The following is a 14,604-nucleotide window of genomic DNA, read 5'->3' as shown; positions in this document are numbered from 1 at the left end:
CCTACTGCTGCCTCCCGTAGGAGTCTGGGCCGTGTCTCAGTCCCAGTGTGGCCGATCACCCTCTCAGGTCGGCTATGCATCGTGGCCTTGGTGAGCCGTTACCTCACCAACTAGCTAATGCACCGCGGGTCCATCCATCAGTGACACCCGAAAGCGTCTTTCAAATTAGAACCATGCGGTTCCAATTGTTATACGGTATTAGCACCTGTTTCCAAGTGTTATCCCCTTCTGATGGGCAGGTTACCCACGTGTTACTCACCCGTCCGCCACTCTTTTTCTTTCGGTGGAGCAAGCTCCGGTGAAAGAAAAAGCGTTCGACTTGCATGTATTAGGCACGCCGCCAGCGTTCGTCCTGAGCCAGGATCAAACTCTCATAATAAAAGTTAGAACAATCTTTCGATTGTTAAGCTCAATTTGTTTGCTAGCATATTGCTTGCTTGTTAAATGTTTGTGACTTGATAAATCAAGTACACACTACACATTTGGTTTGTCTTACTTTGTTCAGTTTTCAAAGGTCTACCGTGCTGTTTCAGCAACTTTTATATCATATCAGCTAGACAAGTGATTGTCAACTGTTTTTTTTACAAAAGTTTTTTAACTTCTTTTCAGAAAGTCATGCGCTTGTTTCAGCAACTTAATTAGAATAACAGGTTTGTTGTTATTTGTCAACAACTTTTTAAAATAAATTTTGTTGATTTATCAACTGTTATCCAGTCGTCTCTCTCGAGCGACTTTGTTATTCTATCATTATATTTTATAAGAGTCAATAAAATTTCAAAAACTTTTTTAACAAATATAAAAAATAATTAAATATCAGAACAAATACTAATATAGCAATACCTTAAAGAAAAATCAACTAAAAAAAGAGAGATTTCTAAACTTTTTTTAAACACGAATTTTATATGTATTTTTTTATTTTTTGTCATATTTTTCTAGTAAATCCCTATCATTTCATCTCTTTCATTCTATATCGTTCGCTACACTAAACTAAAAAAGTTCAACGAGGTTGGACAGAAGTGTTCTGCTCCGAGAAATAAGAAGGAATTCACGAAGGTTGTACCTCAAATCTTTGGGGATTTCAGCTTATTTTTGAAGGAGTTGCTTCTGTTTTTGCCGTTTATTAAGAGTTTAAAAGATGGGACATAACTAATTAGTTATGTCCCACCTCCATACTTCTAAAATATTAATAAGCGATTGAAGGCCTACACTTCGTCTCGCTCTCATCAACTTCTACGCATGAGATATGCTTACTAAGCTGAGATTACATCGATACACGCTTTCTAAACGAAATGGATGTAGAAATTGTACCTACTTGCGCTACAAATCAACATGTTCTACTTCCGAAGATACACTTAGCTCTCGGAGTTGAACCCTTTCGCCTTGTCTTTAAGCTAAATATCTGTTACTTTTCTCTGAGAATTGGAATAAAAATCCGGAAAATCGTCCCTTTATGAACGACACTCTCAGCATCTACTCGTCCTTTATAGCTTTCTACCAATTGCTTAGCAATCGAGAGCCCCAGACCATTTCCACCTTTGTTTCTCGCTCTTGCTTTATCTACCCGATAAAACCGATTGAATATTTTTTTCAAATCAGCTTCAGAGATTCCTTCACCAAAATCTTGAATAGCAACTTCAAATTCGTTTAGCGTTGTAGAAATTGAAATGTGCACTTCTTTTCTTGTAGTCGAATACTTAACAGCATTATCTAATATGATAATGATAATTTGTTCAAAATGATTTCTAAAAATGCCTAACTTTACTTCTTTTGTAATATCATCATCTAATGTTATAACAAAATCTGGATACAGAATTTTGAAATTATTATACACCTGATAGACAACTTCTTTTGCATTTGTTACTTCATTTGCATAATGAACATCCACTTGCTCTGCTCTTGATAGATCAAGCATTTCTTGAACAAGACTTTTCATTCGACTAATTTCTTGCATACTTGCGTTTAATGACTCGTCCAGCACTTCTGGATCATCTTTCCCCCATCGGTTAAGTAGACTTAAATGTCCTTCTATGATTGCTACAGGCGTCCTAAGCTCATGAGACACATCTTCTACAAATTGTTCTTGTTGTTCAATATAGAGTCTCATACGATCTAGCATCTCGTTAAAAATCTCCGATAAATCTGCCAGCTCATCATTGGTTTTGATTTCTTTCATGTGTATATCTGATTGGGGATCTTTTCGAATAATGTCCATTGTATCTCTTAACTCTTTTAATGGCTTTAAAAAATAAGAGGATAAGAAGAAGCCCAGCACACTACTCAATATCAATGAAACAATTTCTAACACAATTAAAGTTAAAAGAAGTTTGTTTTTAATATCGTAAAATGAAGTCAGCTCATAAAATGTTTGAGCATAGCCTATTTTTTCTCGTGTCCCTTTAGAATAAATCACTTCTATCGATAAAAAACCTGTTTTACCATTTAAGGTAATGATCGTGGGTGATTTTCTTACCTCCTGAAATAGCTTTTGATTAGTCTGTTGCGTCTCAAATACTAATTCTCCATCGAGGTTATAAACATATAAATTCAATGCATCTTGTCCTAGCTCAGAAATGAATGGATCTATTTGCATTAGCGTTCCTTCAATAGTTGTTATCTTCTCGTACTGTTCGCCGTTCGAATAGCTAGAATTTGACAAATTCCTGTACGTATCCGTTATAGTTAACTCTTTATCTGAATTGGCCAGCCGTGAGACAACTTCTGAAGTAGTCCTTTCGAGATTTCTTCTTTCCTTTGCGACAATTAAGTTTACAGACGATTTATACGTAATCACTGCAAAAATAGTAAAAACAACAAATATAAAGAAAGAACTAGCCAAGGCCCACTTAATAGTTAAAGAAGGCCCCTTTAGTTCTCTTTTTTCCGCTCTTTTTAATTTAATTGTTTTCACGAGCGCATCACATAGCCAGTTCCACGAACCGTTTGGATATAACTTTCTTCTCCTGGAACATCAATTTTATTGCGCAGATAGCGGATATATACATCGACTACATTAGTTTCCACTTCTGTTTCGTAACCCCAAACTTTGTTAAGTAACACATCTCTGGCTAATACAACATTCACATTCTCCATCAGTGTTAGTAAGAGTTCATACTCACGTTTCGTTAATTCAATCACTTCACTATCTCTTCTTACGACACGATTTTCTTTTTCAATCGTTAAGTCACGATAGGTGATTGTTGTTTGTTTAGCAACATTTTTGTCGCCTTCAATGTCAATTCGACGTAACAACGCGCGCAAACGAGCAAGTAGTTCTTCAATCGCAAATGGTTTCACGATATAATCATCTGCTCCGTGATCTAAACCAGATACTCGGTCAATGACAGAATCTCTTGCAGTCATCATGATAATTGGCGTATTTTTCACTTGGCGGATACGACGGCACACTTCCAAACCATTTAGCTCTGGCAACATTAAATCTAAAAGAATTGCGTCCCACTCACTATTTAACGCAGCCTCTAACCCTGTACGTCCATTATAATGGACTTCTGTATTGTAACCTTCATGCTTTAACTCTAATTCAACAAAACGGGCTAAGTTCTTTTCATCTTCAATGATTAGAATATTACTCATCTATGCTTTATCCTTTCTCTTTCTAAGCTTTTTAGAAACTTCATCATTATAACGGTTATTCTACGAAAAATCTATAGTGATTTTTTCTACAATTTCGATAAAATAAAGACTGAAACTTAACTGAAAGAGTCAAGCCTCAGTCTTTCAATTTTCTAAGAATTACTTTTCCTTATTTACTTATCATTCTTCATGGTACCAAGAATAATGATATACCCCTTCTTTGTCCACACGTTCATACGTATGAGCGCCGAAATAATCACGTTGCGCTTGAATTAGATTGGCTGGCAATCTTTCAGAGCGGTAAGAATCAAAGTATGCAATGGCAGAAGAGAATGTTGGAACAGGAACACCTGCTTGTACTGCTAATGCAACCACTTCTCGAACTGCTTGCTGGTATTTTCTTGTAATCTCCATAAAATAATCATCAAGTAATAAGTTTTCAATATCAGGCTCTTTATCATAGGCATCTGTGATTTTTTGTAAGAAACCTGCACGAATAATACATCCTGCACGCCAAATCTTAGCAATTTCACCAAAAGGCAAATCCCATTCGTATTCTTTGGACGCAACTCGTAATTGAGCAAATCCTTGTGCGTAACTCATAATTTTACTAAAATAAAGAGCTTCACGGATTTTTTCAATCAATTCTTTTTTATCTCCAGTAAAGGTAAAGTTTGGTTTTGGTAATACTTTACTAGCAGCAACGCGTTCTTCTTTATATGCAGAAATATAGCGAGCAAATACAGACTCTGTAATCAAAGGTAGCGGAACACCTAAATCAAGAGCACTTTGGCTTGTCCATTTTCCTGTTCCTTTATTTCCTGCTGCATCTAAGATAACATCTACAATTGGTTTCCCAGTTCCTTGGTCATCTTTACGGGTTAAAATGTCTGCTGTAATTTCAATTAGATAGCTATCTAATTCTCCTTCATTCCACTCTTTAAAGATTTCAGCCATCTCATCAACTGAAACCCCTAAAATGTTTTGCATCAAGTCATATGACTCCGCAATCAACTGCATATCACCATATTCAATCCCATTATGGACCATTTTCACATAGTGACCTGCACCGTTAGGGCCAATATACGTCACACAAGGCTCTCCATCTTCTGCTTTTGCAGAGATTTGCTCTAAGATAGGAGCAACAAGCTCATACGCTTCTTTTTGCCCTCCTGGCATAATAGAAGGACCTTTCAACGCACCTTCCTCACCACCTGAAACACCAGTACCAATAAAGTTAATGCCAGAATCAGCAAGCATTTCATTTCTTCTAATTGTATCTTGGAAGAAAGTATTTCCTCCATCAATTAAAATATCTCCTTTGTCTAAATGAGGCAACAATTCTTGAATTGTTGCATCTGTTGCAGCTCCTGCTTTTACCATTAACAAAATACGTCGTGGTTTTTCAATAGAAGCAACAAACTCTTCAATTGTATAAGTTGCTTTAAAATTCTTGTCTGAATGCTCTTTAACAACTTCTTCTGTTTTTGAACCTGTACGGTTAAACAGAGCAACTGAGTACCCGCGGCTTTCTATGTTTAGTGCTAAATTTTTTCCCATAACGGCCATACCGACAACGCCGATTTGTTGTTTCGTCATTTGAATTCCTCCTACATCGTTGAGTTTCCACTATAATCCCTCTCATTATATCCTAATAGAAAGAGATTGAAAACAAAAGAGTCTATATTAAACGCTTGATTTCTAAATTTTTTAAAAAATAAACCCCAAGGCTCCATGGTTAGCCTTGGGGTTTTACATTTTTCTATATTAAAAATGTATTATGCTTCTTTAGACGCAACGTCCTTACCATCGTAGTAACCGCAGTTTGCACATACGTGATGGCTTTTTTTCATTTCACCACAGTTTGCACATTCGTTCAAACCATTAATTGTTAATTTGTAGTGAGTACGACGTTTTGCTTTCTTGGCTTTTGATGTTTTTCTAGCTGGTACTGCCATATTCTTGTTACACCTCCTTGTAAAAGACTTGTGTCACTAGGACACAATATATTCCAATCTTACTCGCTATCGTCTGCTCCAAAGAGCTCAGATAATTTTGCAAGACGAGGATCTACTTCACTACTTGCTATTTCTTTTCTTTGTGCATATTCATCTTCAGAAATGACTTCCCAACTCTCACCTTTAGGTAATTCGTCAGATATCTTTTCTTCTTCTGTCAACACTCTCATAGGAATCGCAAGTAAAAGATTGTCTTCGATGGATTGTTTGAGATCTAACTGTGTCGTCTCTAGCAAAAGAATTTCTTCTTCTGGAATCAATTCATCGCGACTTTGATACTGTTCTTCAGTCATAAACACTTCATCCACAGAAAAATTCATAGGTAGCGCAACTGGCTCTAATGAACGAGTAGACGGAACAGTAAGCGTTGTTTGGATATTGTAATGAACAAGGTAGTCTTTTTTTGTTACCGTGATAATACCTTCCACCTGAACAGGTGCAACATCCACTATTAAATTATCTCTTTTCATCAGATCACTTTTTATATCAAGTGTCTCATTAAAATTCAGGGGTGTCTCTTGGTATTTTCTTAATTCCAATAAAGACCATTTCATTTTTTCATCACCTCTAAGCAACAAAAGCTATTATACAGGGCTAAGAAAGCTTTGTCAATGAAATTTTCTTGACACCTTTTCATAGAATATCTCTAGCTTTATTATTTTTTTAATTACGCTATTAAGCCGGAAGCTGCATGGGTTTATGATAACTAAATCAGACGAATAGATTGCCACCTATAGTAGACACTTTAGAAATATCCAATACTTTCTATAAGTTTCTTTCCGTGAACTACTTTTTTAAAGCCGTTATCTATACATTCTACGTTTGTGTCGCTTCAATGACTTTATCAATTGAAATAGACAAAAACCAGTAAGAAAAAAGCAGAAGCGAGAATTTTCGCTTCTGCTTGAATGTACCTAATTCTATTAGATAGCGGTTGTTTGTCCGCGGTATACAATCCCACGACGAGGATCAACGGTAATCAATTCACCATCTACAATTGTTGAAGTTGCTTCAGAGGCACCTACGATAACTGGGATATCTTTCGCAATTCCGACAACTGCCGCATGAGAAGTTAATCCGCCTTCTTCAACAATCACTGCTGCAGCTTTTTCAATAGCTGGCATGTATTCTTTATCTGTTGTAGGAACAACTAATACCATACCATCTTTTGCATTTTTGATTGCTTCTTCAGCTGATGAGGCAACTACTGCATTAGCAACAACTGTTTCAGAACCTACGCCTTGTGCTTCTAAAAGTTTTGAACCGATCATTTGAATTTTCATTACGTTTGTTGTTCCGCGTTCACCTACAGGGACACCCGCAGTAATTAAAATCAAATCTCCTTCAGATGCGAAGCCTAATTCAACTGCTTTATTAGCAGCCAACTCAAACATTTCATCTGTTGTTTGTGGTTTTTCAGTTACAGTAGGATATACACCCCAGTTTAACATCAAGCCACGACGAGTACGTTCGTCAAACGTAACTGCTAAGATGTCAGCTTCTGGACGGTATTTAGAAATCATTTTCGCAGTATGACCAGATTCAGTTGCTGCAACGATTGTTTTAACGCCTAAGTTTTTCGCAGCACGTGCAACAGATAACCCGATTGTTTCTGTCACATCTGTTTTATCAAATTGGTTCACTTGGAATGTTCCTAATTCTGATAAAGCTTGTTCTGATTCTTCATCAATACGAGCCATTGTCGCTACTGCTTGAACTGGATAAGAACCATTTGCAGATTCACCAGATAACATTGTAGCATCTGTTCCATCAAATACTGCATTGGCAACGTCAGAAGCTTCCGCACGTGTTGGACGTGGGTTTTGTTGCATTGTTTCCAACATTTGAGTTGCAGTGATAACTGATTTACCAGCTAAGTTACATTTTTTGATAATACGTTTTTGAGCTAGTGGTACTAATTCTGCAGGAATTTCCACACCCATGTCTCCACGAGCAACCATGATACCGTCAGAAACTTTGATGATTTCATCGATATTGTCAATTCCTTCTTGAGATTCGATTTTAGAAATGATTTGAACATGATTCATATCTTTTTCTTCTAAAATTTCACGAATATCTAAAACGTCTTGTGCTTTACGAACAAAGCTTGCTGCGATAAAGTCAATATCGTTGTCTAATCCAAAACGGATATCATCTGCATCTTTTTCTGTAATACCTGGTAAGCTAATTGAAACACCTGGTGCGTTAACACCTTTACGAGAGCCTAATAGTCCAGCGTTTTGAACTTCAGTAACTAATTCACGAGTTGCTTCGTCTTTTTCGATAATTTTCATATCAATCAAGCCATCATCAAATAGTACATGTCCACCAACGTGAACATCATCGAATAAGCCTGGGTAAGTAACCGCAATTTTTTCCTTAGAACCTTCTAAAGTATCGTCCATAGAAATACGAACAACATCGCCAATTGAAAATTCAATTTTACCTGAGTCAGTTCCTTGAACAGTTGTACGGATTTCTGCTCCTTTTGTATCTAACAAAATAGCGACGCCTTGGCCAACTTGTTTTTCAGCTTCACGAACCATTGTCATACGTGATAATTGTTCTTCATGATCACCATGTGAAAAGTTAAAACGGAAAACATTCGCCCCAGCTTTGATTAGTTCTGCAATAATTTCGACACTGTTACTGGCTGGTCCTAATGTACTAACGATTTTGGTTTTTTTCATTACTAAACGCTCCTACTGTTTTATTTGTTTATTAATAGCTTTTACAGCTTAATAATCATGTTTAATGAAATGGAAAGCACTGTGCAATCCATCTAGTTCATCGTTCTGCTTTTTAAAATGAAAGATGTTGATTTAATTCATAAAGAGATAAATCAGGTTTATGGCGATTATTTTCTAGTGTGTCAACGATATCTGACGCAACTACTTGGTTGTTTTCCATTCCAATACATAATCCGCCTTTTCCTTGCATTAACAATTCAACTGCATGAGAACCAAATTTACTTGCTAAAACACGGTCACGAGCACTTGGAGAACCTCCTCGAACAACGTGTCCTAGAATAGAAACACGTGTATGGAAATCCCCATGTTCAGACAACTGCTCGGCAAATTCATTTCCGCCCATTACACCTTCAGCTAAAATAATTAGACAATGTTTTTTCCCGCGATCGCGGCCATCTTGAATACGTTTGGCAACTACTGACATATCAAAATCATGCTCTGGAATAATGATTTCATCTGCGCCGCCTGCAACACCAGACCACAAAGCAATGTCACCTGCTCCACGTCCCATTACTTCGATAACGAACGTTCTCACATGTGAAGTTGCTGTATCACGAATACGGTCAATAGATTCAAGCACTGTATTGATTGCTGTGTCAAATCCAATAGTAAAATCTGTCCCTGGAATATCATTATCAATCGTTCCTGGAACACCCACAGCAGGAAATCCGCGTTTTGTAAGAGCCATTGCTCCATGGTAAGAACCATCCCCACCAATAACAACAAGTCCTTCAATTCCGAATTTTTTCAACTGTTCAATTCCTTTAAGCTGTCCTTCTTCTGTCGCGAATTCTGGATAACGTGCAGAATATAAAAATGTTCCGCCACGTTGAATCTTGTCTCCAACATCTGCCACATCAAGACGACGAATATCTCCGGCAACCAACCCAGCAAATCCATAGTTGATTCCATAAACTTCTAAACCTTCATAAATACCTTTGCGAACCACTGCACGAATGGCTGCATTCATACCAGGGGCGTCTCCGCCACTCGTTAAAATACCGATGCGCTTCATCTCAATCATTCACCTCATTAATATACTTTTTCCTAAGTAAAATACTTAGATAAAACCTTAATTTAACACTAACCACGACATGTATTTTACCATTAAAACAACTAAATGTCTTGATAAATAAACAAAAAAATGAAAAATATTGAAAACGTGAGGTAAAATTTACCGTAAACTATCTGAAAACCACATTTTCTTCTCCTAGTATATAGCTTAATTGATTTTTTACCTCTTGGCTATCTTCAATCCAATTTTCGGCATTTAACCCAATTTTTTTCCCACTTTGTTCAAAGAAGATAATGATTGGTACCGAACCTTTGTGCTGCCTAAAAACCTTTTGTAGACTACTCATTATTTCTGGTTGATCTCTTTCAGGTGTTACGCGCAGAAAACAAGTAACTTTGCTAATTAATTTATCGGCTTCCTCTGCTAGCTGGATGGTATCTGCAAGCACTTGTAATTCTTGATTATAAGTATTTCTTTCTACTTTTCCAGAAACCAGAATCACTTGATTTTCTTTTAAAAATGTTCGACTTGCCCGATAATTTCTTGGGAATACAGTGAGAGAAACTTCTCCGCTCACATCATTTCCTTCTATGAAGGCCATCTGCTCCCCTTTTTTTGTTCGTATTTCTCGAATACTTCGAACATAGACCAGCAAGTTCACTGTTTGATTAGGAGTGATGTCGGAAATAGGCGTCACTTGTTTTGCTCTACGTACCCGCTCATAATTTTCTGTTGGATGTCCTGATAAGTAAATCCCTAGATAGTTATTCTCCAGCTCTAATTTCTCCTCTAACGTGAAATCACTTATTTCCTCTTCTTTTAGAGTCAGAATGTCTAGTAAGCTTTCACTGCCACTACTGAATAAAACATTTTGAATTTTGCCGTCCAACTCCTTTAGAAGCTGACGTCTATTTGGAACTAACTCATCAAATACACCAATAGAAATCATCGGTTCTAAATATTCTGTTTTTAACCACTTTTTGTCTAATCGCAATAAAAACTGGTCAAAGCTCTTATAGCGTCCCTCTGCTTTTCGTTCATCTATGATTGCCTGAATAAAGTCGCGACGTATCCCTTTAATGCCACTAAACCCAAACAATAACTGATGAGCAGATTTCACCGTAAAACTGTAATTACTTTGATTAATCGATGGTGGAACAATCTCTAATTTTTGTTTTCTTGCCTCATTGATATACTCTTTCATCTTTGTTGAATGATGCCTTACTGAATGCAGCAATGCACCATAAAAAGGCGCTGGGTAATGGACTTTTAGATAGGCCATTTGAAACCCGACAAAAGAATACGCAAACGCATGGGAACGATTAAATCCATAATCTGCAAAGCGTTCAATATAATCATAAATTTCATTTGCTTTTTTTTCTGTATGTCCCTGTTTGACAGAGCCTGAGACAAAATTACGGCGCTGTTCATCTAGAACGTCTTTTTTCTTTTTACTAATCGCACGTCTTAAAATATCCGCCTGCCCTAAACTAAAACCTGCCATTTTTGATGCAACCTGCATGATTTGTTCCTGATACACAATAATTCCGTAAGTATTTGAAAGAATTTCTTTTAAGCTCTCCTCTGGATAGTGAATAGGCTCTTGCCCTTTCTTTCTCCGAATAAAGGTATCGATATTTTGCATAGGTCCTGGACGGTACAGCGCATTCACAGCTGCAATATCTTCAATATCTGTCGGCCCTAACTTTCGTAAAACATTCCGAATCCCGGCCGATTCAAACTGAAAGACACCCGATGTCTCTCCTCTTTGAAATAACGCCAACGTTTCTGGGTCATCCAGCGGGATTTTTTTTAGATCTAGCTCTTCTTTATAGATTCGCTTTATTGATTTTAGTGTATTGTCAATAATCGATAGATTTCGTAAACCTAGAAAATCCATCTTTAATAAGCCAACTGTTTCAACATCTGTCATCGTGAATTGTGTTAAAAATATGCCATCTGTCCCTTCCTGCAAAGGAACTAACTCCAATAAATCTTGGTCACTAATTACAACCCCTGCCGCATGGGTTGATACATGGCGCGGAAGACCTTCAAGTTGCTTAGCAGTTTGATATAGCAATTGATTCTGCGAACTTGCATTCACCAGCTCAACAAAGCGCTGAGACTCTTCATAGGCTTTAGATAGGGTCATTTTTAACGCGTTCGGGACTGCTTGTGACCAACGATTTGCTTCACTTTGAGATAGGCCAAAAACGCGAGAAACATCTCGCAAAACCATCTTGGCAGCCATCGTTCCAAATGTTGCAATCTGGGCCATATGAAATTGACCATATTTTTCTTTTACATACTGTAACACTTCTTCTCTTCGATTGTCAGGAATATCCAAATCAAAATCGGGCATGGTATAGCGTTCGGGATTTAAGAAACGTTCAAAAAGCAACTGATATTCAATGGGATCAACATCCGTAATTGACAACACGTATGCAACTAAAGAACCCGCACCTGAGCCTCGTCCCGCACCTGTAACTATTTCATGCTTATGGGCAAAGTCCATTACATCCCAAACGATAAGAAAATAGTCGTCAAAACCCATTTGATGAATAATCGAAAGCTCGTACTCCAAACGTTGATAATACTCATCGCCAAGAGTTTCTACTCGGGACTCTATTCTTTCAAAACAGAGTCTTCTTAAATACGTGTGAGGCGCTTCATTTCCAGGGACAGGATAATGAGGAAGCAATGTTTGATGCAAAGGCAACTCAACTTGACATTCACGGGCAATAAGACATGCATTTTCAATTGCTTTATCTAGTTCTTTGTCTAAAAAAAGTTGTCTTATCTCTGCTTCTGCCACTAGATACTCTGTTCCTTGCTTACTTATTTGCTGCATCTTTCCAGTTTCAATTTGCGTTCCTTCTTGGATATGCTTCATGACTTCTACGGCAAATACTTCAGACGAATTTAGATAGTTCACTTTATGAACAGCCGCAAGTGGCAACCTAAATTTTTCTTGTAGATCACTCCATAAATCTTCCTGATGGAAATGTGCTTCACTCGTAACTCCTACATAAACACTCTGTTTCTCAAATAAAGCAAGTACTTCTTCCAGCCGAGCTTCTATTTCTTCATGATTCTCCACAGCAAGCTCAGAAAATTCATTTTCTTCAGGAATCACTGCAAAAAGGTCCGAAAAAAGAGCCTCATGATCTTCCAATCTAAGAGAGCCCTCTATCATTTTAATGCTGGACAAGCGCATTAAATGCTGATAGCCAGAATAATTCTTGGCATAGAGTACTAAAGAATGTGTTCGCTGCGTCACATTTGACTCGTAATCAAGCCACAAGCCGAAAACGGGTTTCATACCGAATGTTTGACAAGACTGGAAAAATTCAACTGCCCCATGCATGGTATTTCTATCTGTTACAGCAATCGTTTGATAGCCTCGTTTCTTTGCCTCTTCCACGTACTGCGGAATTTTCACGGTACTTTGTAACAGAGAATAAGAAGTTATCGTATATAATTGTGGAAACACGTTCTAACGCCTCCTTCTATTTCATTTATCAAGACAAAATATCACTCAGATTTCTTTACATTTTCAGAAAATATGCTACACTCATAGTAGAAAAGAGGTGTTCTTCATGCGTTATATCGTCACTTTATTCTGGGCTTTCATCTTAGGCCAAGTTGTTAGTTATATTGGCAGTGCCTTAACACATGGAACGTATAATTTTGTCCTTACAACAATTGTGTCACTAATTACAGGTGTATTGATTATTCTTGTCGGAATGGTTGCTCAGCCTGCAAAAGAAACAACACAAAAAAATTAACCTTTGATAATTTAAATAAGAAAACCAGTTACTTTTTTATTGTAACTGGTTTTTTTTTCTTTTCAACTGTTTAAAACTTACTGCTCATCATTTTTCTAAAATTAAACGAAGATAAAAGGATGTTTGCCAGAACAAAGCAGCTTGTCACGATAAATACTGAACTATATCCCATTGAATGAGCGACAGTAGAACCGACCATTGGACCTAAGACTTGACCAAAATTACTAAACATTTGGTTATAGCTATAAATGCGGCTAACCCCTTCCTCAGGTGTAATTTTCCCTATTAATGTATTGATTGATGGCATTAATGCCCCTGTAGAAAATCCTAAAATGAAACGAAGAACGCCCAATTGAAATGGTGTTTTTACAAAGGCCATCGGGATAAAACAAAAGAAAGAGAGAACAAGTCCAGCTAGGAGGACTTTATGATTTCCTATTTTATCGCCCAGTTTCCCTAGCGTTGGGGACGAAATAACCGCTGAGACACCTGCTATAGAAACAATTAATCCGCTGACAAAAAGAATATTGTCTGAATCCCCACTTAATGAACGAATATACAACGTTAAAATTGGACTAATACTTGTTACACCTAGTTGAAGAATCAGCGTTGTAACAAATAAACCAATTAATATAGAGACATTGTCCATTTTTGAGAACAGCTCTTTGATACTTACCATCTCGCTTTTTTCAACAGGATGAAATTCTTCTTTTACCATAAATATAGTTAGCAAGGTAGTAATCAATAAAACCACGCCCGTGATGATAAAGACATTTTCCATTCCAAACCATTGTGCTAGTGCACCACCCATTGATGGGCCAATCAAGTTCCCTGCAACCGCTCCGGTAGATAGTGTGCCCAAAGCCCAGCCACTTTTCTCTCTAGGCGCTTGAGAAGCAATCATTGCTGTTGCATTAGGAATGTAGCCTGATAAAACACCATTAAAAAAACGCATAATCAACAACCAATACACATTAGGAACAAATGCCAACGACCCCATGGTAATTGTCATCCCTGCTGCTGCACGAATCATCATAATTTTGCGTCCTTTTCGATCGGCAAGGTTTCCCCATATGGGTGCGACAATTGCAGCTGCAAACGCCGTAACAGAAATTGCTAATCCTGAAAATAATTCAATTTGATTTTTAGGTGTACCCAATTGTTCTACATATACGGGAATAAACGGCATGACTAAACTGATACTTGCTCCGGTAAAAAAGCAGCCCAGCCAGGCAACCATTAAATTCTTTTTCCACTCTATTTTCATAGCATCATCCCTCTCACCTCTTAACTATACCCTATTTTCAAAAAGAGTTAAATCCAAAACGGTCAAAGAATAAGAAGTTTTTGAAAAAAGTTGAAAAATAATGCAAATCGTTTCATTTTATTTTAGATAAATGATTTATTCTACAAAAACTACAACGCTTAAAGCATCTCGCAGA

The 14,604-nt window shown here is 37.3% G+C and carries 10 protein-coding genes and 1 rRNA gene; 1 reads left to right on the top strand and 10 read right to left on the bottom strand.

Annotation, left to right across the window (positions count from 1 at the left end):
• The 9 genes from I589_RS06780 to dnaE all read right to left on the bottom strand — a co-directional run.
• Positions 1-379 (bottom strand): 16S ribosomal RNA (locus I589_RS06780); the annotation flags it as partial.
• Between the two features lie 1,023 nt (positions 380-1,402).
• Positions 1,403-2,908, bottom strand: a complete 1,506-nt coding sequence (locus I589_RS06775; RefSeq protein ID WP_010768845.1) for a HAMP domain-containing sensor histidine kinase — start codon at positions 2,906-2,908, stop codon at positions 1,403-1,405.
• Entirely contained in the window at positions 2,905-3,591 is a 687-nt protein-coding gene (locus I589_RS06770; RefSeq protein WP_010768846.1) for a response regulator transcription factor, read from the bottom strand. The genes I589_RS06775 and I589_RS06770 overlap by 4 nt, the downstream gene beginning before the upstream one ends.
• Positions 3,592-3,771: 180 nt before the next feature.
• A complete protein-coding gene (gene gndA, locus I589_RS06765; RefSeq protein WP_010768847.1) occupies positions 3,772-5,190 on the bottom strand; it encodes an NADP-dependent phosphogluconate dehydrogenase in 1,419 nt (472 codons plus the stop codon).
• 179 nt (positions 5,191-5,369) lie between these two features.
• Positions 5,370-5,549, bottom strand: coding sequence for a 50S ribosomal protein L32 (gene rpmF, locus I589_RS06760; protein WP_010768848.1), 180 nt, complete (start codon positions 5,547-5,549; stop codon positions 5,370-5,372).
• Between the two features lie 59 nt (positions 5,550-5,608).
• Complete coding sequence (locus tag I589_RS06755) at positions 5,609-6,163, bottom strand: YceD family protein (RefSeq protein ID WP_010768849.1); 555 nt, start codon at positions 6,161-6,163, stop codon at positions 5,609-5,611.
• A gap of 369 nt (positions 6,164-6,532) precedes the next feature.
• Positions 6,533-8,299 (bottom strand): pyruvate kinase, encoded by a 1,767-nt coding sequence (pyk, locus tag I589_RS06750; protein WP_010768850.1) that lies wholly within the window; start codon positions 8,297-8,299, stop codon positions 6,533-6,535.
• Between the two features lie 112 nt (positions 8,300-8,411).
• Positions 8,412-9,374 carry a 6-phosphofructokinase gene (gene pfkA / locus I589_RS06745; protein WP_010768851.1) on the bottom strand — a complete coding sequence of 321 codons (963 nt, stop codon included), beginning with the start codon at positions 9,372-9,374 and terminating at the stop codon, positions 8,412-8,414.
• Between the two features lie 169 nt (positions 9,375-9,543).
• A complete protein-coding gene (gene dnaE / locus I589_RS06740; RefSeq protein WP_010768852.1) occupies positions 9,544-12,867 on the bottom strand; it encodes a DNA polymerase III subunit alpha in 3,324 nt (1,107 codons plus the stop codon).
• Positions 12,868-12,973: 106 nt separating this feature from the next.
• On the opposite strand from dnaE, the gene I589_RS06735 reads away from it, so the two are divergent.
• Entirely contained in the window at positions 12,974-13,162 is a 189-nt protein-coding gene (locus I589_RS06735) for a YjzD family protein (RefSeq protein ID WP_010768853.1), read from the top strand.
• 70 nt (positions 13,163-13,232) lie between these two features.
• On the opposite strand, the gene I589_RS06730 is transcribed toward I589_RS06735, so the two are convergent.
• A complete protein-coding gene (locus I589_RS06730; protein ID WP_010768854.1) occupies positions 13,233-14,429 on the bottom strand; it encodes a multidrug efflux MFS transporter in 1,197 nt (398 codons plus the stop codon).
• Between the last annotated feature and the right edge of the window lie 175 nt (positions 14,430-14,604).

It is taken from the genome of Enterococcus phoeniculicola ATCC BAA-412 (assembly GCF_000407505.1).
Classification (GTDB): domain Bacteria; phylum Bacillota; class Bacilli; order Lactobacillales; family Enterococcaceae; genus Enterococcus_K; species Enterococcus_K phoeniculicola.
The sequence above is the reverse complement of the archived record's forward strand: the minus strand, read 5'-3'. Positions and strand labels throughout refer to the sequence as shown.